This window comes from Paraclostridium sp. (assembly GCF_051657365.1).
GTDB lineage: Bacteria > Bacillota > Clostridia > Peptostreptococcales > Peptostreptococcaceae > Paraclostridium.
The window spans coordinates 29,030-55,090 of the sequence record NZ_JBOFKN010000087.1 but is presented as its reverse complement, the minus strand read 5'-3'; the positions used below and the strand labels follow the sequence as shown (position 1 = coordinate 55,090).

Here is a 26,061-nt window from a genome sequence, read left to right as displayed (position 1 = left end):
TTCATAAGATTTATCTATTTTAGCAAATACACCTGTGATTTTATTTGGTAAATACATACAAAATCCTCTTTTATTTTAGTTTTTTACTTAAAATATACCATTAATTTAAAATTATTACAATATAATAAAGTAGGCTATTTTTATAATAGCCTACTTTATTATCTATCCTAAATAGTTTTCTTTTATTTTCAAATAGAAATTAGTCATTGTCATTTGGTAATATGGAACATACCATAATAAACCTATCCCAAATGTTAATGTAGCTAATATTAACCATCCTATAAAACTTAATTGAAGTACAAAGAAATTAAATTTGTATCCTTTCATCATTCTACTACTTTCTTTTAAACATTCTATAGCTGATTTTTCAGGGTTTTCTGCTAATATATAATTTGCTTGCGAGAACATTAATCCTATAATAACACCAGGTATTATAAATAATATCATACCTATAGAAACACATACACCTAATATAAGATTCATAACTAATGCTTTTATAAAAACATCAAATCCTGAAAACAAATCATTAAACTGTGTAGTTTGATCTTTACGAGCTAATTTAAGCGTAAATCTAGACATTCCAACTTGCATAGAACCATAAACTAAAAACCCGATTATATTTAAAGACATTCCAAACATTGAACCTTCTGTAGAGTTTGTTAACTCTACATTTACTAGCTGTAATATCGCTGAATAACAAATAAATACTAAAATTGCTAAAAGCCATTTTCCTTTTAATTGGTCTTTTGCTCCACTTTTTAATTCTGATCTTGAAAACATATAAAGCCTCCATATTTAATTTTTATATTATATCTATACCAATAAAAGAATATTTTCAAACAATATAATAAATTTTTATATAAATTGCAATTTTTTTCTTTAGCTAATTCAATATATTTTAACATACTTGTATATGAGTTAACTTATTTCATAATTTCTATAAAATAACTTCATCACTTTGTATATAGTATAAACTATAAAAATACCCTTTTAAATTTATTAGTTCATCAAAACTACCTTTTTCTATTACATAGCCATCTTTCATCACTATAATTTCATCATAATCAATTAGTATATTTTTTATAAGTTTGTGCGTAACCACTATCATAGTTAAATCTTCTAGTTGTAATAATGATTTTTCTAAATTATAAGCTGTTTCATTATCTAGGGCCGATGTTGATTCATCTAATATAAGTACTTTAGTATTATTTATTAAAGCTCTTGCAATTGCAATTCTTTGCTTTTCTCCTCCAGATAATCTATTTCCATTTTCTCCTACTAATGAATTAATGCCCTTATCAAGTGTATTAATTAAGCCTATTATCCCCGCTCTTTCACAACTCTTAATGACATCTTCATCACTATGATTAGAAAAAAGCCTTATATTTTCTTTTATAGAATCGTCAAACATAAATACATTTTGTTGTATCATCGAAATAATTTTATATAAATCCATACTGTATATACTTTTTAAATCTTTATCATCTATGGTTATAGTTCCCTCATAGTCATTATAATATCTCATTATTAATTTTATTAAAGTACTCTTACCGCAACCACTTTCACCCACTATTGCATATTTTTTATTTTTTTCAAATACTAAGTTTATATCATTTAATGCTTTTCTATCTTCTGTATATGAAAATTTAACACCTTTAACTTCTATACATTTTTTAAAATCATCTAAATTTTTCACTTCTAAATTTTCATTTGATACATCTAGTATGTTTTCTATTTTATCTGCAATTAAAGATACCGATTTAATTTGATTTATTAAAGATATGCTAGTTTTTACAGGCCCTACTATATGTGTACTTAACTGTATAATTATAATTGCAGTTCCAACCGATATACTTTCTTTATACATTAAATATCCACCTAAAATTAGTACTCCAAGATAAATAGTTACACTAAATGATAATGAAAAACCTTTTATAATAGCCTCTAATATAGAACATTGTCTTTTTTCATTTTCCACATTCAATGAACTTTCTTTAAATAAAGAATTTATCTTTTTAGTTATATTAAATCCTTTTATAACTTCAAATCCTGAGAATAAATCTTTAGTTATAGAAGTTATATCTTCTAAGCTTTCGGAGTATTCATTTTTTTGTAAAACCAATTTTTTTGAAAGTTTATTTGGTATAATAAATCCTAAAATACCAAATACGGCTATAAATATAACTATATATGGACTAATATAAAAAAGGGCACATAAAGAAATCACAAATGATAATAACGATGATATAACTAAAAATATATTGTTAAAGAAGCTGTCTTCTATCAATTTTACATCATTATAAAGAATAGATATGTATTTGCCACTATTATCTAATGAAAAATCTTTAATATCTTTATTTATTAGTTTTGAAAATATATCACATCTCAAATAATTAACTGTATTTTTTATATATTTTGACATAATTATACCATCTAGATACTCTGTTAAAAACATTATGAATATTAAAATAACGGTTGATACAACAATAGGTATAAATTTATCAACTTGACCACCTGCAAATATATCTACAATAAAACCCATCATAAAATCAAAGCATATACTAGTTAATGCTACTAATGATATGGTTATTACTCTAGTAAAAAATTGTCCTTTATACTCTAGTGCATATTTAAAAAGCATTCTCATTTTTATTTCTCCTAATAATTACATATATTATAGTTTAAATAAGAAAAGTGTGTACTTTATAAAGTGCACACTTTTCCTATTTAAATGTTAATAAATTTGTTATTTAAATTTTAGTGATGCCCGCATCCATCATGCGAACATGTATGGTTACTTGGAAACTCATTTAATTTATTTTCTTTAAATAAATTTATATTTTCACCTACTGTATCTGCATTAGCTTTATACACTTTAATTCCCATAGAATTTAATTTAACAATTGCTCCTTGCCCTATTCCTCCTACTATGACTGCATCTACTACATTCCCCAGTAATGCTTTTATAGGTTGACACTTACCATGTTCATGTTCTAAATCACCATTGTCTATTTTAGATAATTCTTTATTTTCTAAATCATAAACTAAAAACATCGGTGCTGAACCAAAATGTCCAAATGGCTTGCTTTCTAAACCTTCATTTAATTCTACAGGTACACAAATTTTCATAATTAAATCTCCCTTCTTTTACAGCACTTCTTAATTGATTTACAATTCTTTGTACAATCAGTGCTATTTAAATCAATATTTGAATTTTCTAGAATATTATTGCTAATATTTCCTATTGAATTAAAGAAAGCTATGCATTCATCAAATATATTTTCATTTATATGATAAAACACATAATATCCTTCTTTATATCCAGTAATTATATCAGCCTCTTTCAAAACTTTTATATGTTGTGAAACTGACGAGTCAGTTATCCCTAAATACTTAGATATACCTTTTTGACATATATCTCTTTTTGAAACTAATAATAAAACCTTCAATCTAGTTTCATCACTCAATGCTTTAAATATTTTAGTTAATTTATTCATGCTCACCTCTTTTATTTAAGTAATCACTTAACTAAATTATAATACTCTTAATTATTTTTTTCAACTATAATTTTTCAATAAAAATAATTAACAACTAAAAAGGATCTATATTTTATTTAAATTAATTTATTTCAAATAAAACATAGATCCTTTTTAAAATCATTTATATGAAATTTTTATTTTTTTATTTTCAATATCTATGTCTTTAATAAATAGTGAAATATTCCTTTTTGCTACTTCTTCATTTATATAATTAATTTTATCTATTTCTTTATTTTCTCTGTACATGATTTTCATTGGACTATATATATCACATTTTATGTCACTTAATATTTCTTTAAAAGTACTCATTTTCCAAAGCTTAAAATCTTTAGACATATTTTCTATTAAATATTTTTTGTCTACTCTTTGTATTATACAATCATGTAAATCTTTATTAAGTTTATTTATAGTAGAATTATTATTACCTATATCCAGTATAATAAAATACCCATAGTCATATTTACTCCTTATCAATCTTCCATATGCTTGTTTAGCTTTTATACTTAATTGAGGATAATTAACATCTTCATAAGTCATTCTTTTAAAACTTCTTATAGACGAATATAGTGGATCATCTATACTTTTATTTGGAAGTTTATCTAGTATAACACATGTTAATCCTTCTCCTTGTATATCTACTCCTTCAAAACAACTCTTTGATGCTAACACAACACATTTTTTGCTTAAATCCCTTAGGTAGTTGACAGATTTTTTGTTTTTATGAAGTTCTATATTATGAATATTTAATTTATGAACAAGTTTTTCATATACTTTTTCCAATCTATTTTTACTAGTAAATAAAGCTAATACATGTCCATTACTATTGATACATACGTTCTCTATTAGATCTACAGTTTGATTTATAAACTCATTATTTAAAGCATTATATTTAGGAAAATTATCCATAGCTAATATTTTAGTTTTTCCTTGATAATCATATATAGATTCTATTGTTTTATCTTTAGTTGCATGTTTATTCAGACCTAACATATTTTTAAAGTTATTCATACTATTGTTTATGTTAAGTGTTGCCGATAAGAATACTACAGTATTTACAGTACTTAAAAACATACTTTCAAACATTTCAGATACATCAATAGGTATCACCCTTATGTTAAAATATCTATATTCAAAATCTATATCTATGATTCTACAATAATTATATAAATTTTCTTCATTAAAATTTTCTATTGTAGTAATTATACTTTCTATATCTATAGCTTTTGCATTTATACTATTGAATAAATAAGTATCATCTTCTCCTTCTTTTTCACATTGATCTATTATATAATTTAAGCTTGTTAGTACATCCTTTAAATATATTATTGTATTTTTTAGTTCTTTTCTTATATATAGTTTAATATCAATTTTATTATTATATGCCATATTGCTAAGTGGAGCTTCTTGTCTATTTATTTCCCAGGAATGATTATATAAGTCTTTTTTAAGAGATTTACAACATCCATTCAATATATTATGTATGCTTTCTTTAGCCAATATTATTTTCTCTTGAAGTTTTTTTCTTATATTTGCATCTATCTGTAATTTCCCTGCAATACTTATATAAAATTTATCCATCATACTCACATTTTTATGTTTTATATCACTATGTGGATATAAATCATCTAGTAATCTTTCAATCATAATACTGTTACTCTCTAATGTAAAGAAATCATAACTTTTTTCCATTAAGTTGTGTCCTTCATCTACAATTAAATAATCTAATTGTTTTTGTTCTTTATATGGCCATTTTGCTAGTAAAGAATGATTAATTACTGTTATATGTTCTTTCTTAAGCTCTTTTATCCTATTTTTATAAAAACATCGCTCTATACATTTTTCTGGATAACATATGTCAGATTCACATCTTATATTTATTATTAAGTCATCTATATCTTTAAAAACGTCTTTCACACTACAGCATATTTCTTCTATATCTCCATGCTCTCCATTTTGAATTAATCTTTCTATATACAAAAATTGTAATAATTCATTCTTACTTTTAAAAATAATAGCTTTCTTATACTCTTCTAACCTTCTATTACATAAGTAATTATTTTTTCCCTTCATACATCCATAGTTTATCTTGCCATCTAAATTCAAAGATTTTAACACTGTTGGTATATCTTTATTTATAAGCTGCATTTGTAGGTTTTTAGTATCTGTAGATATTACTATTTTTTTATCATTATAAAACGACTCCATAATAGCAGGTATTAAATACCCAACACTTTTTCCTATTCCAGTCGGAGCCTCTATACATCCGATTTTAGGTATTTCCTTATTACTTTGAAAAACTTCTTTTATAAATTGTGTAAATTCATATTGCTTAGGTCTAAATATATAGCTAAAATCTTTAGATGTAGACCATATTCTACTTATTTTCAATAACTCTTCATATGAATTTTTATATTTAACTAAATCAACACCATGCTGGTTATTAGTTTTAGTGTTTTTTTTATCATAAACTACAAATGCTTCATATTCAGATTTATTATCAACCTCTTTTAAGTATTTACTCCACTCCCAATTAGGTAAATTTGCAAATTGAAAATACTGATCTAAATTAAAATATAATTTATCTAATCTAGTTTCTTCACTTTTAAATAATCTTATAAGCAATGAATTTACGACATTTATATTTAAAACAACGTCATGGAGTGCTCTATTTTGTTTGACTTTTTTCGAGTTAGTAATATTGTCTAATAGATAATTCAACCCATAATCCTTGTGATATGGTTCTAGAATCATAGCTAATTGCATTGAGTCTAATAATTCATTTGTACACTTTCTATCAGTATATATATATTTATCTAAAAAATTTTTTTGAAATTTTAAGTCATGACAAATAATAGGCATCTCACCTATAAACTCTAATAGTTTATTTTTAACTTGATATATTGTCAGTGATTTATCTAAATCTTTTTGCTTTAAATTTTTACAATGTCCAAATATACTTGCAGAAATTTCTTCAAACGGCTTTATTAATGTATTAAATTTATATGTTTTTTCATCAGTTATCTTTATAGCTGCTATTTCTATTATTTCAGAGGAGTTTGGATTTAGTCCACTAGTTACTATATTTAAATATATTACGTTTTTTAGTATACTCTGCATTTTTATCCTCCTATTTTTTAGTACAATAATTATACCACTTTATATAAATTAAACAAAACTTTCAAATTTATTATTATATTTTACATAAAAAATCCACTTTGAAAATTAAAGTGGATTTTTTATATATAAAGTTAAATAACTAGTGCATCATTCCTATTACAGCTCCGATTACATACGGTATTAACCATATACACCATACGAATATACTAAATTTATGAAATACTTTTTGTTTTTGTTTATCATCTTTGTAAAGTACCCATGTAGCCCATAACGCATGAAATAGCATTAATACGATAGCAGCTGTACCTGTTATTCCATGTATCATCTGAGCAGTTGTTGAAATACTTATAGTACCTGTTTTTGCTATCTGACTCATAAGAATAGTACCTGTAGTATCACAAATTAATCCTATATAAAATATTATTACATGTTTTTTCTTTAATTCCTTAGCCTTTCTTTCACTAAATACTCCAATTGTATAAAATACCAAAGCTAGTGTTATAGCTAATATAGCTAATATCAATTTAAAACTCATATAATTTCCTCCCCTTATTTAGTTTGCATGCAAACTATTTTATTTTAATTATCATATACCCTCAATTATATTTTGTCAAACAATTATTTAATTTTATTTTTTAGTAAATTTAGAGTTTTTATTATATCATTTATTTCTTCTTCAGTTAAATCTTCAAATACAGCATCAAATATCTCTTCTTTTTTTATTCTAAAATTTTTTGAGAACTCTATACCTTTTTCTGAAAATTGTATATAGGTGTTCCTTTTATCATTATCATATTTTATTTTTTTTATATATCCAGCTTGCTCAAGTCTATTTACTATCCCAGATACAGTTCCCTTTGATAAATGCATATTTTCGCATAATTGACCTATATTAATTTCTTTTTTATGAGCAACAACTTTAAGCACCATTATTTGTTGATGCGTAAGTCCACAATCTCCTATACTATTTTCCATTTTGTTCATAGATTTTGAATATATCTCTCTTATTAACATTAGTATTTTAAATGAGTCTTTCATAATTACCTCCTAGATTTTATATTCTTATAAATTAATTTTACCATGTATAATCATAGCCTAAAACCAAAATCAGCATATCTAATAGCAAAACTCTATATACTAGAGCTTATTTCAAAGATGTAATTAGTTTATCAAATGATATACGTAGATCTTTTATAGATATAATAGATTTAGGTTTTTTTAAAAAAATATTTTATTACATAAAAGATAGCATAGATACATATCCATGCTATTTTTTATTCAAGAGATCTTACTCTAATAATATCTAACTCCTCTTCATTAAAAATATCATTAGTATAAAGCATTAAATATTCTTCACTAACACTTGAATTGAAAACAATCAAATCATCAGTATTTATACTTATATTAATGTCCTTATCAAATAATCTTTTTATAGGATGATTTTTTATATCATCTATTGCTTTTAAATAAATATTACTACTTGGACAAAGATTAAGTCTTATATCTCTATCTTTTATCATTTCTAATACATATTCATTTTCTATCGCTCTGAAACCATGTTGTATCTCATCTATATTTAAAGTTTGTATAGCATCTCTAATATTTTCTGCTCCTAAAAATTCTCCTGCATGAGCTTTTAACTTTAATCCTTTACTCTTTGCGTACTTATAACAATTTCTATATCTTTCAAATCCTACTAAGGCTTCATCTCCATACAAATCAATTGATTTAAAAATATTACTATCTATAAGTATAGGTATAATATTTTCCAAATTTTCATTAGTTATACTTTTTGCTATACCTATCTCAGGCCTAAATTCTATTTGACTTTTATGTTTTTTAACTATTTTTTCTATACTATCAAAAAACTCAGATTTATCTTCAAACCTTAAAAAATCATGGCAGTCTATGCTTGCTTCTAACACACCTACTCCATCATCAATTGCACTTTTTACAGTTTCCTCTATAGTCCATAAAAAATCATCTTTAGTTTTTATATGAGTTATATACTCATTAAAAATAAAATCATCTAAACCTTTTATACCATTCATATTCTCAGAGGGTTTTTTTATTTTTCCATTAGTATATTTATGTATTTTTTCAAATTTCATACCTAAACCACCATGATTATGTAATTCACCCTTATTTATACTTTTTAATCCTTCTAAATTTTTATTTATTAAATATTCTTTAAACTTTTTACTATTGTTCATATATTTCTAATTTTTTTATTATATCACATATACGTATCTATAAAAGATTCTTTTGTAGATTCTTTCATCTCATACAAATGTAAATCCTATACCTCTATATTATTCAAAAAACTATATCTCGCCTCTATACCATCTACCTTCTTGCTATAATTTAGTTAGTTTATATATTGACAGTTTTAGAATAAAGTTATAATATCAGTAAGATTATAGTTTTTATAGTATATAGAAAATTATGTTCATTTTAAAACTGTTAATAAATATAATTTTTTATATTTGGATAATCATAAAATTAAAATAAAGGATGATAAAATATGACAGAACAAAATTTACACTTGATTGATGAAGTTAAAAGAAGAAGAACCTTCGCAATCATTTCCCATCCCGATGCAGGAAAAACTACTTTAACTGAAAAGTTTCTATTATATGGTGGTGCTATTCGTGAAGCAGGCTCAGTTAAATCAAGAAGATCTCAAAAACATGCAGTATCTGACTGGATGGAAATTGAAAAACAAAGAGGTATATCTGTTGCATCAAGTGTTCTTCAATTTGAATATAATAACTTTTGCATAAACATACTTGATACTCCAGGCCATCAAGATTTCAGTGAGGATACTTATAGAACTCTTATGGCTGCAGACAGTGCAGTAATGGTTATTGACTCTGCTAAAGGTGTTGAGGATCAGACGAAGAAATTATTCCAAGTTTGTAAAATGAGAGGAATACCAATTTTTACTTTTATCAATAAAATGGACCGTCAAGGAAAAGATCCATTTGAACTACTTGAAGATATTGAAAATGTTTTAGGTATTCGCTCTTGTCCTGTAAACTGGCCAATTGGTTCTGGCAAAGAGTTCAAAGGTATATTTAACCGTCATAAAAATCAAGTTGAACTATTTGATGATGGTAACCATGGACAATCTATTGCTAAGTCTACAACTGGAGATATATCTGATGAAAAATTCAATACTTTACTAGGTGATGCTCTTCACGAAAAACTACTAGAGGATATTGAACTTTTAGATATTGCTGGAGATAATTTTGATTTAGATACAATATTAAATGGCGAATTGACACCTGTATTTTTCGGAAGTGCCCTTACTAACTTTGGTGTAGAGCCATTTTTAGAATCATTCCTAGAAATAACACCTCCACCAAATCCTCGTAGCAGTAATTTAGGTGATATTGACCCTAATTCTAATAATTTCTCAGGGTTTATATTTAAAATTCAAGCTAATATGGATAAATCTCATAGAGATAGAATTGCATTCCTTCGAATTTGTTCTGGTAAATTTGAAAAAGGTATGACAGTAACTCATGTACAAAGAAACAAAAAAGTTAAACTTTCTCAACCTCAACAGTTTGTGGCTCAAGACCGTGTTATAATTGATTCAGCTTACCCTGGGGATATTATAGGAATCCATGATCCAGGAATATTTAATATCGGTGATACATTAAGTGAAAAACAATCAAACTTACAATATACTGGTATCCCACAGTTTGCTCCTGAATATTTTGCAAGAGTATCTACAAAAAATGCTCTTAAAAGAAAACAGTTCGTAAAGGGTCTTACTCAATTATCAGAAGAAGGTGCTATACAGATATTTAAACAACCTAATTTTGGTATGGAAGAACTTATTATAGGCGTAGTTGGAGTTCTTCAATTTGAAGTTTTAGAATATCGATTAAAACAAGAATACGGTGTTGATATGCTAATGAATACACTATCTTATCGCCATATACGTTGGATTGATGCTGATACTTTTAAATCAGATAAACTTTCAATGCCAATGGATACAATACTAGTTGAAGATAAAAATGAAAATCCAGTATTGTTATTCCAAAATGAATGGTCTATCAGACATATAATTGAAAGAAACGAAGGTATAGTCTTAAAAGAAACTTCTTTATAAAAAAGAAATTTTAGATTCTGGAAATGTGATTGTGTATTCTTCAAATAAATTTTAAATTTAATGATGTAATTTAAGATATTTTTAAAAGGCTATGACTATAAAATCATAGCCTTTTTAGTTAAATTTTCCATTTTTGCAAAAAGAATACTCGCTTAATAAAAAATAACATTTTTTAAAAATTTAATATATAACTAGAATCTTAATACCGATATTCTATCTTCAAAATAAATACTAAGATAAGCTAGTATATGGTTACAACTTCTAATCTTTTGTTGTTTTTACATCATATTCCTCAATTAACCTTCTTAAAATTTCACTTTTATTTAACATGAAAAGTGTGTACCTTCCTTTTGTTAATGATATTTAATATCTTAATTATCACTATTTTTTGAAAGAATACACACTTTATTTTACAAACCCTCAAATACAGTTTGACTATCAATTTCTGTTTGAAGTGCTTTTAATCCTCTAAACACTAAATTTCGTCTTATCTTCTTACTATCAACATCATTTAAAGTTGGGTCTCCTAAAGGATATGGTATACCTACTGCTGGCACTATTCTATTTGCGCCTATTGTTAAAGATATCGGAACCACCGTGCATATATGAACAACCGCAATACCTACTCTTTCTACTTCTTTTACAATCGTTGCACCGCAACGTGTACAAGTACCTCATGTAGAAGTAAGTATAACAGCTTCAACCCCATCTGCTACTAATTTTTTAGCAACCTCTTCTCCAAATCCTTTAGCATTACCAACACTTGTTCCTGTACCTGTTGTTGTTACAAAATAATTAGCTAGTTCCCCTATTACGTTTTCTTTTTCTAACTCTCTTAAAACATCAAGCGGAACTACTAAGTTAGGGTTTTCTAGGACATAAGCTCTATCATATCCCCCATGTATTGTTGTGAAATCATCTTTTGACATAGAGTCTATTCCTGTTAAGTCATATATTCCATACTTTGTAGCACTTGAAGATTCTATTCTATCTGGATTATCTACTGGAACTATTCCTCCTGATGTAACTACTGCAACCTTAACTTTTGATATATCAGCAATTGCTTTAGCAGGCGCTACTCTGTCAAATACTGGCATTGGATACTCTGTTGTGTATTCTTTCTTATTCATTTTCTTAACTAGCATTTCTACTGCTCTTTCAGATCCTCTTAATTTATGGAAGTAGTTGATTCTTATTCCTCTTTGCATATATCCTTCAACTTCAGGTGGTCCTACTTCTTCACATTTTGCTAGTTTTAGACCTATATTTGCCATCTTAGGAACTGATTTCCTTAAATCTGCTGCTGAGTTTCCAGTCGATACTATATATAAGTCTAACTTAAACATATCAGCCCCTGGATTTTCAATATACATGCCTGTAACTACTGGTATATTCAATTCTTCTTCAACTTTTTTACAAATAGTACCACAAGCAACTCCGTATCTTCCTGCATTAAAAGCCGGTCCTGCTACAAATAAATCTGGCTTTTCTTCTTTTATCATTTCTAGTAATTCTTCACAAGCTTTATCTATATTTTCTCCAAAATATGAATCTCCACAGATTACTGTTGATACTATTTCTGCTTCATCACCTACACATTTTTGAAGGGCTAATCCTGGTCCTACTATTCCAGCTCTTTTTTCAGGTTTTATGTCTGCTTTTTCTTCTCCTCCAATTCCTGCAAAGAAATTGTTTATATAATGAACTACTCTTATTTTACTCATAAAAATCCCCCCCTATTTTTAATATTAATAGTATCTAGCTGTTAGGTGGTTGTATCCATTTGCTATAGTAGAAGCTATTATTATTTGTAGCTCTGCATACATACTTCCATCTTCCTCTATACAACCTTTATATCCACCTATCATCATCTCTACATACTCTAGCGTCCCTATTATTTTATCCATAGCTGGGAAATGTACCACTAAATTACCTTGGCCACAAGATACCAATGCATCAGCTTCTTTAGTTGCATCAGCTACTGACTGGCTCTTACCATCTTTTCCAGGGAACTCATCGGTTATTAATACAACATCTGCCCCTGCATTAGTGCACTTTTTGCAGTTCATCATTAGATCTGTATCTGGGTTACCGTATCCTTCTTCTGTTATAATTATTCCATCTACCCCTAAGAATTCAGTTAATTTTGCAACCATGTCAGAACTTCTTTCTTTATCAATTAAGAACACATTTTCATTAGTTAATATTACTCCTACAAAGTTTAAATCTTTTCCATGTCTCTTATATAAGTCTTCTATTACTGGATTATTTAAATGATGGAAAGTAGTTACCTTATCGCACGGCGCAACACAGTTTCCTGATATTATAGCTCCATCCATTATTTCTGTTGGATACATAAATGTAGGAACCATTTCTTTAGCATCTACCCCATAGTAGTAAGTATCATGCAATAACCCTTGAGATTGTAACATATGAACATAAGCTACTTTTGGAAGATTTTCATATTCTTTTACTTGTTTTAATAATGGCTTTGTTTCGTAAGTTACTACTTCATCCGGCTCTACTTCTTTACCCGCCTGGCCTATATATGTAGCAACTTTAAGACCTGCCATTCTTGCTGCTTCTTCATAGCTATGAGTTTCTAAATTTTTCTTAGATTCTACTACTACACAAATATTGTTTGTTTGAGAAAATGGTGTATACTTTGCAGTAGGTCCACTCATATCGATTACACCTTCTTGGAAACCTACTATACTCCCACAAGTAACTACACAAGCTCCAACTAGTGCATGAGTTCTTCCTTCCCCTACTGTTTTTACTTTACCTATAACACCTGGGAATATTTGACTATCTGAATCTACTTTAACTCTAGGCTCTATAACATCTTTTACTGGAGCTATTCTTATTGATTCTCCCGGTCTAGCTAGTTCAACTTTAACCCCTTTTAATCTTTCATCTTCTAATACTATTTTCTCTATATCTTCTTTATTTACGTACAGTGTTGATTTTACTACTTTAGTTTCATCTCCAAATTGCAAATCTTTTATGAAAATTTTACCTAGTTCCAACTTCATTAAAATACCTCCTTTTATTTATAAAGTGTCTTTACTCATACTAATTAGGCATTAATGATTCTTCTCTAAATCCGTCATAACATAGTGCATATGGCTTTGGTTTAATATATTTTCCTTTACCTAATTCTCCTATAAATTTTCCTTTTTCAGCTACAAGGCTACCACGTAAAAATACCTTATCAGCTATACCGTATCTCTCAAATCCTTCAAATGCAGCATAATCTGTTCCTTCATAGCTATCTTTATGTGTAATAACACCTCTATAATTATGGTCATATATTACAATATCTGCATCCGATCCTGGTAATATAGCTCCTTTTTGAGGATATAATCCCACTACTTTTGCAGGTGTAGTTGAGAATATATCTACAAATCTTTGTCTAGATATTTTTCCTTTTTCAACCCCTTGAGTCCAAAGCATAACCATTCTATCTTGAACACTAGGACAACCATTAGGAATTTTTGCAAAGTTATTAAGTCCATCTTTTTTCTTTTCAAATCCACCTGCTACGGCAGCATGATCTGAACCTACAGCAACAAGATAATTATTTTTTATTGCGTCCCACATAGCATCAAGATGTTCATCTTTTCTAAGAGCTGGTGAGCAAACGTATTTAGCGCCTTCAAAGTTAGGCTTTTCTAAGAAGGATTGATTTAATGTAAGATAATGAGTGCATGTTTCACCATATACTGGTAATCCTTTTTCATGAGCTACTTTAATATGTTCCATTGCACCTTTTGATGAAACATGAACTACAAATAACGGACATTCTGCAAGTTCTGAAAGATAAATAGCCCTTTGAGTAGCTTCATCTTCAACAATAGGAGGTCTTGAATATGCATGATAAACTGGCTCTGTTTTACCCTGCGCTAATAACTGATTTTGAAGAGTATAAACCATGTCTCCATTTTCAGCATGAACCATAATAGTTATTCCGTAATCTTTTGCTATTTGCATTCCTCTAAATATCAAATCATCTGGTACCATAAATGGAGTGTATTTATACGCCATAAAAAACTTAAGTGTTGTAATTCCTTCATCTACCATTTTAGGAATCTCTTCAAGTAAACTATCACTTGTATCCATAACCATTCCATGGAATGAATAATCTGATGATGATTTTCCCTTTGCAAATTCACTATCTTGTATTTTTATAGATTCGATTATTCCTTTTCCCTTGATTTGTGGTGCAAAGTCAACTATAGTAGTTGTTCCCCCAACAAGTGCAGCATGAGATGTTTCGAAAGAAAGGGTATTAAAAGAACCCATATGAACGTGTTCATCTACTCCACCTGGCATTACATATTTATTAGAGGCATCAATTACCTCATGTCCCTCTACACATAAGTTTGGACCAATTTGTTTTATCTTTTCACCTTCTATAAGTATGTCTGAAACATATTCATCAGTAGCAGATATAATCGTACCATTTTTTATAATTATCCCCATTCACATACCTCCTTATAAAATTTACTTCATTCATATCGCCAACGTCCATTCGGCAAGCTCTCATCCCGTTGCTTTAAATTCACTTACTTCAAAAGAAGGAGGCACTTTTTATTTTGTGCCTCCTAAGTTGGTAAATTGTATGTCATTTACATTAAATAGATTATTTGTTATCCATTTTTCTAGATGGTTTTGTGTATACACTTGAGTCTATTCCTTCTAAGTACTCAACAACTTCTTCAACTGAAACTACATCACAGAATTTAGCTTCCATATCAAATAAGTTCCACTCAACAACACCAGGAACTCTATCTCCTACTGTTCCTCTTGGTACTATTGTTTTGAATCCATATCCTGTAGAGTCCATTACTGTATGTCTAACACAAGCACAAGATGTAGCTCCCATTACTATTAGTGTGTCAACTCCTAGGTAGTTAAGAGTTTGAGCTAAGTGAGTTCCAAAGAAGTTAGATGCATATTTTTTATGTATAACTGGCTCCTCTGGCTGTGGGTTTAATTTAGGATCTATATCCATCCACTCAGAATTTATATCAAGAGCACTCATAGGTATTTTTTCATCCCATCTTGGTAAATCCCATTGTGCATCTCCTACGTATCCAGTAGTCGTGTGGAATATTGGTACTCCAGCTTTTCTTCCTGCTTCTAATACTTTAAGTGCCTCTGCACAAACTTCACCAGATTTGTCACAAGTGAATGGGTGACCTTCACTCATCCAAGCTTTAGCCATATCAACAGTTGTTATAGCTGGTGCTTTACCATATCCCATTTTTCTCATGAATCCTCTTTCTTTATATACTTCTCTAGCTTCATCAAAAGCCTTTTTTAATAACGCCTCATCAAATATATAGTTATCCACAAATTTAAAGTCTTTATTCTTCATAATATAATCTTCCCCCTATTTATTTTATTTAAGGATTTTTTCCTTTGCCTTAATATATAGCAAGGTCCGTGCCAAAGTATACTTACAGTTTAAAATAAGCTATATAGCCATTTTTATATTATAAAGTAATTTTTCTTTTGCATTTTTGCAAAGAGATAACATTGTAACATGTTCAATCCGTTAAAATAATGGTTTTATCATTTCTGCAAAGAGAAAATTTTTCTTGCATTTTTGCAAAGAGTTTGTAGAATCATCCTTCATTTCTTAATATGTATAGTAAGTTTTATTAAATATTTTTTATATTATTTAAATTTTAGTTTATACTTGTTCATTTTGCGTGATAAGGTAGAATAGTGTATTCCTAAAACCTTAGAAGCTTCTTCTAGGGTATTGTATTTTGTTATTGTATCTTCAATTATTGTTTTTTCATATATGTTGATAAGATAGTTTAGCTTTTCTTTTTGAATAAGATTACTATCACTTTTATAATCAGAAATCATTATTTGTGATAAAATTTTTCCTGGTATCATTTCTACTTCTATTGTTTTCTCACTTAAAACAAATAGATATTCCACTAAGTTTTCTAGTTCTCTAACATTTCCAGGATATTCGTATCTTAAAAGATAGTCTATAGCTTCATTAGATATGTCTTTATTTGTTTTGTACTTGTTGTTAAGTTTTTTGATAAAATAATTTATAAATACTTCTATATCTTCATACCTTTCTCTAAGTGGAGGTATTGTTACTGGAAAAACATTTAGTCTGAAAAAAAGGTCTTGTCTAAATTTTTTATTTGCTACTTCTTGTTCTAAATCTCTATTAGTAGCTGCAATGACTCTTATATCAAGTTTTATACGATTTTTACCTCCTACTCTAGTGATCTCTTTTTCTTGAATAGCACGAAGAAGCTTTGATTGTACTGATAGTTCTAATTCCCCTATCTCATCAAGAAATAGTGTACCTCCATTTGCAAGTTCAAAAAATCCTATTTTCCCATTAGAAGAAGCACCTGTGAAAGCTCCCTTTTCATATCCGAAAAGCTCAGATTCAAATAGCTCTTTTGGTATTGCTGCACAGTTTACTTTTATAAATATATTATCTTTTCTTGAGCTTAGATTGTGGATATATTTACTTAATACTTCTTTTCCTGTACCAGATTCACCATATATCATAACTGTTGAGTCAAACATAGCTACCCTAGATGCAAGACTTTCAGTATTTTTCATTGCTTTGCTTACAAATATATACTCTTCATTCTTACTTATTAAGTTTTTTAAGTGATTAATCTCTTGAGTGACTTTTTCTTTTTTAGCTTTATGCTCTTTAATTTCTTCTCTTAACTTTATAAGTTTTTCTATATTTCTAGTATTATTTATGACACCTATTATATTTTTATCATTGTCAAATATAGGTTTTGCAGAGCTTATTGCTGACTTTCCTGTTATGTATTTATGTTTTGTAGAGATAGCTTTGCCATTGTTTAATACTTCTAGAGATATTGCTCTATTTATAGTTCCATCTTTTAAAAGTGTTTTAAGATTTTTGTTTATTATATCTTCTCTATTTAATCCTGTTATATCTTCATACTGTGAATTTACATATATTATATTTCCTTCTCCATCTGTTATTAATATTCCATCATAAGATGAGTCAATTGCATACTTATAAAAGCTACTATTCAAAATTACTCCCCCTCTATTTATGATAACTAATTTTCTACTTTATAATTTATTCGATTAATAATTATCATCCCCTTTAGTTATAGAATGTATTGTCTAAATCAAGATTATTTTAAGGACCCATATTCCAGTATACAGAGCTTACTACTACATCGTATATATTGTATGATACTTAAATCCCCATCTAATACTTACTCAATTAAAAGGTAACAGCTGATTTTATAGTTGATTGTATTGAAAAATACTGGTTAGATAAGCGCTATAATACAGACAAAGATATAATTATTATAAATTTAGATACTAGTCCAGAAAATAATAGTAGGTGAATCCAATTTTTAAAGCGAATATATGACTTCTCAGTTGATTATAATATCAAATTGATATTTGCATGTTATCCACCTTATCATAGCAAATATAATCTAGTTGAACGAGTTTGGGGTATACTTGAAAATCATTGAAGTTTCTATTTCTTTTATATTCCTTAAAATATACTCTAAAAACTTTTTTAAATAACACTCTAATAGTTTCGTATTTTTTCAAGATTGGAAAAAGTATTGATAATCGTTACAATAGATATACATATTTAAATGGTACAAAACTCATTTATTCTTAATACTATAAAGTATACTAGCAAAATCTATGGAGGTGACATCTTATGACATCAATAGTAGATGTAAAAAATCTTACCAAAAACTTTTATAATAAAGATGGCGAAATCCAAGTTTTAAATGATATTAACTTTTCTTTAAATGAAGGAGAAATCTTAACCCTACTTGGCCCTTCTGGAAGTGGTAAATCTACTATTTTAAACATTTTAACACAACTTCTAAAACCAACATCCGGAGAAGTTAATATAACTGGCAATATAGGTTATATGTTTCAAAAGGATCATCTTTTAGAGTGGAGAACTACAATGGATAATATTTTAATAGGCCTTGAAATTCAAAAAAAGAAAACTACTGAAGCTATTTCTAGAATTGAAAGATTATTAAAAACCTATGGGTTATGGGACTTTAGGAATATGTATCCAAAAGAACTATCCGGTGGTATGAGACAAAGAGTTGCTTTAATTCGTACACTTGCCGTAAACCCTGATATTCTTTTACTTGACGAGCCATTTTCAGCCCTTGATTACCAAACTAGAATATTAGTTAATGACGATGTTTACAAAATCATTAGAAATGAAGGTAAATCTGCAATATTAGTAACCCATGATATATCTGAAGCTATATCAATGTCTGATAAAGTAGCTATACTTTCAAAACGCCCTGCCACTATCAAAAACATCTATGATATAAATTTAAAAACAACGGAAAAACGAACTCCTATAATTTCCAGAAATGCTGAAAATTTTAAAGATTATTTTAACATATTATGGAAGGAGATTGATTCAAGTGAAACAAAATAATATTTCCAAAGGCCATAGTGAATACTTGAAATCCATAAAAAAACAAAAACAACTTATATTTTTTTCTCAGATATTTTTACTTTTCGGATTCATAGCTCTTTGGGAAGTGCTTGCTAGATTAGATATTATCGATGTGTTTTTATTTAGTAAACCAAGCGATATCTATAACTTATTTATAAAATATATCCAAAATGGAGAACTTTTTAAGCATGTATTAATATCTAGTTATGAAACTATAGTTGGTTTAATAGTAGGTACTGTACTAGGAATAATAGTAGCTATTGCACTTTGGTGGTCTGAAACTCTATCTAAAGTTTTGGATCCATTCTTAGTAGTTTTAAATGCACTTCCAAAAACTGCTCTAGCTCCTATATTGATCGTCTGGGCTGGTGCAGGAGTAAATGGAATAATAGTTATAGCTATCACTATATCGGTTGTTGTAACTATCTTATCTGCATATAACTACTTTATAACTGTAGATGAAGATAAAGTTAAAATGCTTAAAAGTTTTGGTGCTACTAAATTTCAAATATTAACTAAATTGATATTTCCTTCAAATATAGGTAACTTAATAAACTTAACTAAAATAAATATAGGTATGGCTTGGGTTGGAGTTATAGTTGGTGAGTTTTTAGTATCTAGATATGGACTTGGATATCTAATAGTTTACGGTGGTCAAGTATTTAAGCTCGATTTGGTAATGATGGGTGTAATTGTTTTAGCTTTATGTGCTTTAATTATGTATCAGATATTAAATATAGTTGAAAAAATCTATAAAAATAAAATATAAGTTGGATTTGTAAAACAAAGTGTGTATTTTCCAAAAATGTTGATAATTAAGATATTAATCTTCATTAATAAACGGAAGGTACACACTTTTTATGTTAAACAAACGTGAAATTTTAATTTTGAAAATTGAAATTAAATATACCAAGAGATGTCTTTAAATGAGCTAAACCTTATTCAATATTATTAATTATCATTTATTTAGTCTGAAGAATACACAATCATATTTCCAATCTCGACTCTTCGACTTATTTCATTACGCTTATGATTTATATACTAAGTTTCCATCGATAAATGTATACAATACCTTAGCATCTGTATCCAATCCAAGTCTATCTTTTACTAAAATTACGTCAGCATCCTTTCCTACTTCTAAACTTCCTATACTATCATCAACTCCCATCATTTTTGCTGGATTTATTGTAACCATTTTCCATGCTCTTTCATAATCCAATCCTGCTCTAACTGCTTCGCCCATATGATGATAAAGTGATTCTTCACTAAGAATAGGTGAGTCTGTAACAATGGCTACATTGACCCCTCGATCATCCAACAATTTTACTGCTTCAATATCAACTTTACGTCTCTCCCCCGGTGCTCGATAGGTAGCAATTGGACCATAACAGATATCACATCTACTTTCAACAATTTCGTCTAGATAGTCTGTTGCACCCCACGCATGTTCTAATGAGAATCTTAGTCCATACGCATTTGCAACCTCTATAGCTGTGAGCATATCATATTGAGTACAATGTATTTTACATGGAATATCTCCCTTAAGTGCAGGTACTATGGCCTCTAAATTCGCATCATATTCTTGTTCTACTTTGCCCTCTTTATTTTCCATATAAGTCTTTGCTTTATCAAATGTGTCCCATAGCACATGTGCTATTCCCATTCGTGTCATTGGTAAGCGAGACAAACTCCCATATCTATTTTTGGGATTTCCACCTAATGCAATCTTTAATGCACACGGAGCTTTTATTGTCATATCAAAAATATTAGTACCATATGACTTAGCAGCAATAGCTTGACCACAAAAAACATTTCCACTTCCTGGTGTAATAAGTATTGTTGTGATTCCATGTTCATAACATACCTTAAATTCTCTAGCTAGTGGATTTACTCCATACCTTGCATCAACAAAAGCAGTATTAGGATCTGTCATTTCATTAGCATCATCTACACCCATATTTCCATTAAAATCAAATAATCCAATATGAGTATGAGCATCAATTAATCCTGGCATTACATATAGTCCTTTTGCATCAATAACTTCTGCACCTTCACATGTTAATGATTTTCCAATCTCCACTATTTTACCGTCTCTAAGTAATATATCTCCTTCAAAATTTGGTGTATCACCTACCATTGTACACAAGGTCCCATTTATAATTAAAGTCTCTTTCATTATATAACTACCTCCCCATTTACAATACTTTTAACAACCTTAGCTGCATAAGAAGTAACCGGATGATCGGTAAAAATAGATATATCTGCATCTTTTCCTACTTCAATAGTTCCAATACGATCATCTACTCCCAATATTTTTGCTGGATTTATGCACATCATCTTTACTACTTCTTCTGCTTCTACACCTGCTCGGTATACTTCAATCCCATTCCATAGAAATACTTCTCGTCCCTCTGAGCTTCCACCATTTGTATTGGAAAAAGCTATAAGGCTTCCATTTTGAATTAATTCCTTCACTTTTGATAAATTTATACTATGTTTTGCAAGTTGAGACATATAGTTTATATTTCCTAGAATTATATTAGCTGATATTTGTTTGATTTCTTCGATACAGTCAGAAAATCCAAAGGCATCTACTATATTTAATGATACATTATTATCCTCTAGTACATGTAATAACCCCGTAATTTCACCCTTCGTGCAGGCAGCACAAAATACTGGTAATTCCCCTTTATCAAAAGCTGATAATATAATTTCATCACTCCCACTTAATTTCTCCTGTTTGCTAGATCCAGCTTTTCGTATCGTTTCTTTAAGAAGGTAAAAAATTCCCATACGAGTCATAGGTAGTTGTTTTCTTCCTCCGTATTCCTCCTTGACTTGCTGTGTTACACTACATTTTAGAGCTGCTTTATCTTTTACAATACGTTCCTTCATTTTCATAGGAGCTGTCTTAAATACAGTAATCTGACCACCTACCATATTAGTATTGTCAGGTGCAATTCCAAGAGACGTTATTCCACTTTTATAAAATTCCTGATTATTTACTTCATCTGGATCTATGCTATAGCGTACATTCATTTCTGCTGTAACTGGACTAGTAGCCTCACTATTATCCATATATCTTGTTGGCATACCCAGAGACCCTATAGACGAATGTGGGTCTATAAATCCTGGAAATACATGCATATTTATCGCATCTATAACTTCTGCATTTGTACTTTGAATTCCAACTCCAATTTCAATAATTTTACTACCTTCTATTAAAATATCTGTGCCTTGTAATATACTTCCATCACCTATATGTACAGTACCATTTTTTATCAAATACATTTTTTCATCTCCCTATATAAAAGCAAGAGGCGATTATATAATCGCCTCTCACTAACTTATTTTAAGCTATAACTTACTACTCTTTTATAGATACTTGAGACCAGTCAATATTTCCATTAGTACTTACATGATATCCACTTACTTTTTTATTAATGTAAGTATTACTTTCTGCTAAGTATTGTGGCATGATTATTCCTGTTCCTATTAATAATTTTTCTGCTTCTAAATAAATATTTGCTAATTCTTGTTGGTCAGTTGTAACTTTTGCTTTTTCTAATAATTCCTTATATTTCTTTGAATCCTCATCTTTCCATCCTGTTTTCTTAGAACTAAAGTATCCTTGTTCTGGATCAAATAATGATAATATACCACTTGGCTCATTGTAGTATGGTCCCCAACCACCCATTGCTAAGTCATAGTCACCTTCATCTATTTTATCCCACATTATATTCCATTCCATCATGTCAATTTCAACATTAATTCCTAAAGCTTCTTCCCATTTTTGCTTTAATAATTCAGCTAGCTTTTTAGACTTTTCATTTGTTCCACGACTTGCATAACGTATAGTAACTTGTGATGGATCTTCTGATTTACCTAATTCTTTTAAACCTTCTACTAATAATGCTTTAGGGTCTGGATTATCTTTTTTCATTTGATCTACAATGTAGTTTTCACCATTAACTAACTCAGTATAAGTTTTATCCTCAATCTTCATAGTATCTGGTATTGCAGATACAAGCTCTACTGCTTTTCCTTCCCATATCATATCTTTAACAGCTGTACGGTCCATTGATATAGATAATGCTTGACGAATCTTAGCATTTTGTAAGTATTCATTTTTAGTGTTTACCATTATAAACTCTGGTCCATTGTCTGGAACTTCATGCTTAGTGGATGTTCCTTCTGCCTCAATTTGTTTTGTCCAGTTAGGATCTGTTGTACCAACTATATCTAACTCTTTATTAATGAAAGCTTGAACAGCAGTCTTTATGTATGCAGTTAAGGCATTATTTCAAAATACACTCAACTATGTATCATATAAGCATAGAAAATAATTTTCAAAAGATTTAAAACTAGTATACACTTCTGTAACCAAAGAGATGGCTTAAAATGGACTATAATATTAACTCATCTTAGTATTTATTGGGAGATAGGATATCGTCATTAATATTAATAATAAAAAAAAGGCTATGATTTTATAGTCATAACCTTACAAAATATTATTAATTATCATTTTAAAATTCAAATTGTATCTGAATGATACACAATCATATTTTCTTACTCTTATAAAACTGATCTTATATATTACAGTACCCTACTATTTCATAATCGCTCGGTACATTATAATCTTTATCTAGCTTTCCAAGAATCCATTTTAAATCGAACATAGTCATTTCAATTATTAACCCAAAATATAACATAGCTATACCTACATCTATTTTTCCTTCATACTCACTTGCAAACTCATCTTTTCTAACTGCAAGAATTACACGACCTCCATCAATTATAAATCTCCACGGCTGTCTATTTAGTGTAGATGGTGCCATTCTTGCAAAACTAAAGGCATCTAATAAACCTCTTTCTTCCAAAATATCTATACTTGAACTTTTACCCCATTCATCAATATATACTATTTTATCTACGCCTAATCTATCTGAGTCCGAACTAGATGCTTTAGATTTTACAACATCCCCATACCCTAAAGCTATAATTGCTGTAACCTCTTTATCTGATATAATTTGTAGTCTATCTTTTATAAGGTCACTATCTTCAAATGTAATCCAACATGAATCGATACCTAAATTTCTAGCTTTTAAAATTAATTTTTCACCTATATATCCTGAATTTTCTATGTATCCTTCATCTTTATCAGATAAAATAATTATATAATTTGGAGCTTCTACCATATATCCATTATATCCAGCTATTTTATCAAGTTTTTGATAAGCCTCACGTTTATTGTAAACCTTAAAATCAATATCTAATTTTGGCAAAAGCTTTTTAGAACTGTTCATGTATTCTTTCATTATTCTAAAATCAGATTCTTTTATTCTTTCATTTTTAAACTTTCTTACAGATCTTTTATTTAATATCAGATTTTTATAATTCATATTATTACCCCTCCATAAAATATAATTGAATTTAATTATATTTATGTTATACCCTCAATTATCATAGGTAAACATTTTCACACCATTGATTAGAGTATAATAAATTCAATTTAATTATTATAGATTTATCACGAATTAATTAAGATTTTAATAATATAGTCTATCTTTAAATTTTAAGGGGATGATTTTATTGTTTAAAAAATTATCGGCATTACTATCAGTAGTTACAAGTCTATCTTTAGTTTTAGTTGGATGTAGTAAGGACTCTCCTTCTAATACACAAAATAAAATGTTAACTAAACTAACAGTGGCAGAAGTCACACATTCAATCTTTTACGCTCCACAATATGTAGCTATAACTCAAGGTTTCTTTGATGAAGAAGGTATCGATATAGATCTTATAAATACACAAGGTGCTGATAAAACTATGTCAGCTCTACTTTCTGGGGAAGCAGATATCGGTCTTATGGGCCCCGAAGCTTCTATTTATGTATATAATAAAGGAAATGATAATTATGCTGTAAATTTTGCTCAACTAACTCAAAAAGATGGAAGCTTTTTAGTATCTCGTGAGAATACTAACGACTTTTCTTTTGAAGATTTAAAAGGTAAAGAAGTGTTAGGTGGACGTAAAGGTGGAGTTCCTGAAATGACTCTTGAATATGTATTAAAACAAAATAAATTAAATTTAGGAAGTGATACAAAAAATGGTGATGTTAATGTAAGAACAGATATTCAATTTAATGTGTTAAGTGGAGCTTTTGTTGGTGGTGAAGGTGATTACGTAGCTTTATTTGAACCTGCAGCTCTTGAACTAGAAAAACAAGGTAAAGGATATGTTGTTGCATCTATAGGAGAAGAATCTGGCTTGATACCTTATACTGCATATTCTGCCCCTGTAAAATACATTGAAAAAAATAAAGATTTAATACAAAGTTTTACTAATGCAGTTTACAAAGGTCAGCTATGGGTTCAAAACAATTCATCAGAAGATATAGCTAATGCTATAGAACCATTTTTTACTGATTTTAATAAAGAGGATTTAATATCTGTTATAGAAAGATATAAATCTATAGATGCTTGGTCTCATACACCTTTACTTAAAAAAGATAGCTTAAATCTTTTAATGAATGTTATGGAAGAAGCTAATGAACTAGATAAAAAAGCTCCTTACAATAAAATAGTTAATACTGAATTTGCTAATGATAGTATTAAAACTATAAAATAAATTTTATAGTTTTAGTAACATAATATACAATAGTTTAATATAATTTAGTATATACTATTAATAGTATATACTTTGGATTCGACCTTACTATTAATAATTCTACTCCTATTTATTAAAGGCGAATACCTTTCAAGGAAAAAGTTTATCTAATTAAGATAAAC

The 26,061-nt window shown here is 28.5% G+C and carries 22 protein-coding genes; 5 read left to right on the top strand and 17 right to left on the bottom strand.

The genetic code is table 11. The annotated features are described in order from the left end of the window. Nucleotides 1-162 precede the first annotated feature (162 nt). The 8 genes from ACRCYC_RS06255 to ACRCYC_RS06220 form a co-directional block, all read right to left on the bottom strand. The gene (locus tag ACRCYC_RS06255; RefSeq protein WP_438618251.1) at nucleotides 163-780 is read right to left on the bottom strand and encodes a DUF975 family protein; all 618 of its coding nucleotides are present in this window, start codon (nucleotides 778-780) and stop codon (nucleotides 163-165) included. A 157-nt stretch (nucleotides 781-937) separates the two neighbouring features. Beyond that, on the bottom strand, nucleotides 938-2,647 hold the full coding sequence (locus ACRCYC_RS06250) for an ABC transporter ATP-binding protein (protein ID WP_438618250.1): 1,710 nt from the start codon (nucleotides 2,645-2,647) through the stop codon (nucleotides 938-940). A 110-nt stretch (nucleotides 2,648-2,757) separates the two neighbouring features. After that, nucleotides 2,758-3,129 carry a NifB/NifX family molybdenum-iron cluster-binding protein gene (locus ACRCYC_RS06245; protein WP_438618249.1) on the bottom strand — a complete coding sequence of 124 codons (372 nt, stop codon included), beginning with the start codon at nucleotides 3,127-3,129 and terminating at the stop codon, nucleotides 2,758-2,760. Between the two features lie 2 nt (nucleotides 3,130-3,131). Beyond that, the gene (locus ACRCYC_RS06240; RefSeq protein ID WP_438618248.1) at nucleotides 3,132-3,497 is read right to left on the bottom strand and encodes an ArsR/SmtB family transcription factor; all 366 of its coding nucleotides are present in this window, start codon (nucleotides 3,495-3,497) and stop codon (nucleotides 3,132-3,134) included. Nucleotides 3,498-3,656: 159 nt separating this feature from the next. Beyond that, nucleotides 3,657-6,656 carry a helicase C-terminal domain-containing protein gene (locus ACRCYC_RS06235; protein WP_438618247.1) on the bottom strand — a complete coding sequence of 1,000 codons (3,000 nt, stop codon included), beginning with the start codon at nucleotides 6,654-6,656 and terminating at the stop codon, nucleotides 3,657-3,659. Nucleotides 6,657-6,795: 139 nt separating this feature from the next. Then, the gene (locus ACRCYC_RS06230; protein WP_438618246.1) at nucleotides 6,796-7,191 is read right to left on the bottom strand and encodes an HsmA family protein; all 396 of its coding nucleotides are present in this window, start codon (nucleotides 7,189-7,191) and stop codon (nucleotides 6,796-6,798) included. Nucleotides 7,192-7,274: 83 nt separating this feature from the next. Beyond that, on the bottom strand, nucleotides 7,275-7,694 hold the full coding sequence (locus tag ACRCYC_RS06225; RefSeq protein WP_438618245.1) for a MarR family winged helix-turn-helix transcriptional regulator: 420 nt from the start codon (nucleotides 7,692-7,694) through the stop codon (nucleotides 7,275-7,277). 236 nt (nucleotides 7,695-7,930) lie between these two features. Beyond that, nucleotides 7,931-8,869, bottom strand: a complete 939-nt coding sequence (locus ACRCYC_RS06220) for a hypothetical protein (RefSeq protein WP_438618244.1) — start codon at nucleotides 8,867-8,869, stop codon at nucleotides 7,931-7,933. Nucleotides 8,870-9,180: 311 nt separating this feature from the next. Between ACRCYC_RS06220 and ACRCYC_RS06215 the strand changes: the two genes are divergently transcribed. Next, nucleotides 9,181-10,779 carry a peptide chain release factor 3 gene (locus ACRCYC_RS06215; protein WP_438618243.1) on the top strand — a complete coding sequence of 533 codons (1,599 nt, stop codon included), beginning with the start codon at nucleotides 9,181-9,183 and terminating at the stop codon, nucleotides 10,777-10,779. Between the two features lie 410 nt (nucleotides 10,780-11,189). Here ACRCYC_RS06215 and grdF read toward each other — a convergent pair whose 3' ends face one another. The 5 genes from grdF to ACRCYC_RS06190 all read right to left on the bottom strand — a co-directional run bounded on the left by grdF (nucleotide 11,190) and on the right by ACRCYC_RS06190 (nucleotide 17,844). Next, on the bottom strand, nucleotides 11,190-12,503 hold the full coding sequence (gene grdF / locus ACRCYC_RS06210) for a sarcosine reductase complex component B subunit beta (protein ID WP_438618242.1): 1,314 nt from the start codon (nucleotides 12,501-12,503) through the stop codon (nucleotides 11,190-11,192). Nucleotides 12,504-12,527: 24 nt separating this feature from the next. Then, nucleotides 12,528-13,814, bottom strand: a complete 1,287-nt coding sequence (gene grdG, locus ACRCYC_RS06205) for a sarcosine reductase complex component B subunit alpha (protein ID WP_438618241.1) — start codon at nucleotides 13,812-13,814, stop codon at nucleotides 12,528-12,530. A gap of 40 nt (nucleotides 13,815-13,854) precedes the next feature. After that, the gene (gene hydA, locus ACRCYC_RS06200) at nucleotides 13,855-15,264 is read right to left on the bottom strand and encodes a dihydropyrimidinase (protein ID WP_438618240.1); all 1,410 of its coding nucleotides are present in this window, start codon (nucleotides 15,262-15,264) and stop codon (nucleotides 13,855-13,857) included. A 160-nt stretch (nucleotides 15,265-15,424) separates the two neighbouring features. Next, nucleotides 15,425-16,162 (bottom strand): isochorismatase family protein, encoded by a 738-nt coding sequence (locus ACRCYC_RS06195; protein ID WP_438618239.1) that lies wholly within the window; start codon nucleotides 16,160-16,162, stop codon nucleotides 15,425-15,427. A 302-nt stretch (nucleotides 16,163-16,464) separates the two neighbouring features. Then, nucleotides 16,465-17,844, bottom strand: coding sequence for a sigma-54 interaction domain-containing protein (locus ACRCYC_RS06190; RefSeq protein ID WP_438618238.1), 1,380 nt, complete (start codon nucleotides 17,842-17,844; stop codon nucleotides 16,465-16,467). 323 nt (nucleotides 17,845-18,167) lie between these two features. On the opposite strand from ACRCYC_RS06190, the gene ACRCYC_RS06185 reads away from it, so the two are divergent. From ACRCYC_RS06185 to ACRCYC_RS06175, 3 genes are all read left to right on the top strand, one after another. Beyond that, nucleotides 18,168-18,299, top strand: a complete 132-nt coding sequence (locus tag ACRCYC_RS06185) for an ISAzo13-like element transposase-related protein (protein ID WP_438618254.1) — start codon at nucleotides 18,168-18,170, stop codon at nucleotides 18,297-18,299. A gap of 197 nt (nucleotides 18,300-18,496) precedes the next feature. Further along, nucleotides 18,497-19,249: an ABC transporter ATP-binding protein gene (locus ACRCYC_RS06180; RefSeq protein WP_438618237.1), complete on the top strand. Its 753-nt coding sequence runs from the start codon at nucleotides 18,497-18,499 to the stop codon at nucleotides 19,247-19,249. Beyond that, a complete protein-coding gene (locus ACRCYC_RS06175; protein ID WP_438618235.1) occupies nucleotides 19,236-20,039 on the top strand; it encodes an ABC transporter permease in 804 nt (267 codons plus the stop codon). The genes ACRCYC_RS06180 and ACRCYC_RS06175 overlap by 14 nt, the downstream gene beginning before the upstream one ends. A gap of 258 nt (nucleotides 20,040-20,297) precedes the next feature. Here the strand turns inward: ACRCYC_RS06175 and ACRCYC_RS06170 are convergent, their stop codons facing one another. From ACRCYC_RS06170 to ACRCYC_RS06155, 4 genes are all read right to left on the bottom strand, one after another. Beyond that, on the bottom strand, nucleotides 20,298-21,446 hold the full coding sequence (locus tag ACRCYC_RS06170; protein WP_438618233.1) for an amidohydrolase family protein: 1,149 nt from the start codon (nucleotides 21,444-21,446) through the stop codon (nucleotides 20,298-20,300). Continuing rightward, nucleotides 21,446-22,561, bottom strand: coding sequence for an amidohydrolase family protein (locus ACRCYC_RS06165; protein WP_438618232.1), 1,116 nt, complete (start codon nucleotides 22,559-22,561; stop codon nucleotides 21,446-21,448). Before ACRCYC_RS06165 ends, ACRCYC_RS06170 begins: the two co-directional genes overlap by 1 nt. 76 nt (nucleotides 22,562-22,637) lie before the next feature. Continuing rightward, nucleotides 22,638-23,552, bottom strand: coding sequence for an ABC transporter substrate-binding protein (locus ACRCYC_RS06160; RefSeq protein ID WP_438618252.1), 915 nt, complete (start codon nucleotides 23,550-23,552; stop codon nucleotides 22,638-22,640). Between the two features lie 307 nt (nucleotides 23,553-23,859). Further along, nucleotides 23,860-24,672, bottom strand: coding sequence for a nitroreductase family protein (locus ACRCYC_RS06155; RefSeq protein WP_438618230.1), 813 nt, complete (start codon nucleotides 24,670-24,672; stop codon nucleotides 23,860-23,862). 181 nt (nucleotides 24,673-24,853) lie between these two features. On the opposite strand from ACRCYC_RS06155, the gene ACRCYC_RS06150 reads away from it, so the two are divergent. Further along, nucleotides 24,854-25,900 (top strand): ABC transporter substrate-binding protein, encoded by a 1,047-nt coding sequence (locus tag ACRCYC_RS06150; protein WP_438618228.1) that lies wholly within the window; start codon nucleotides 24,854-24,856, stop codon nucleotides 25,898-25,900. Nucleotides 25,901-26,061 lie beyond the last annotated feature (161 nt).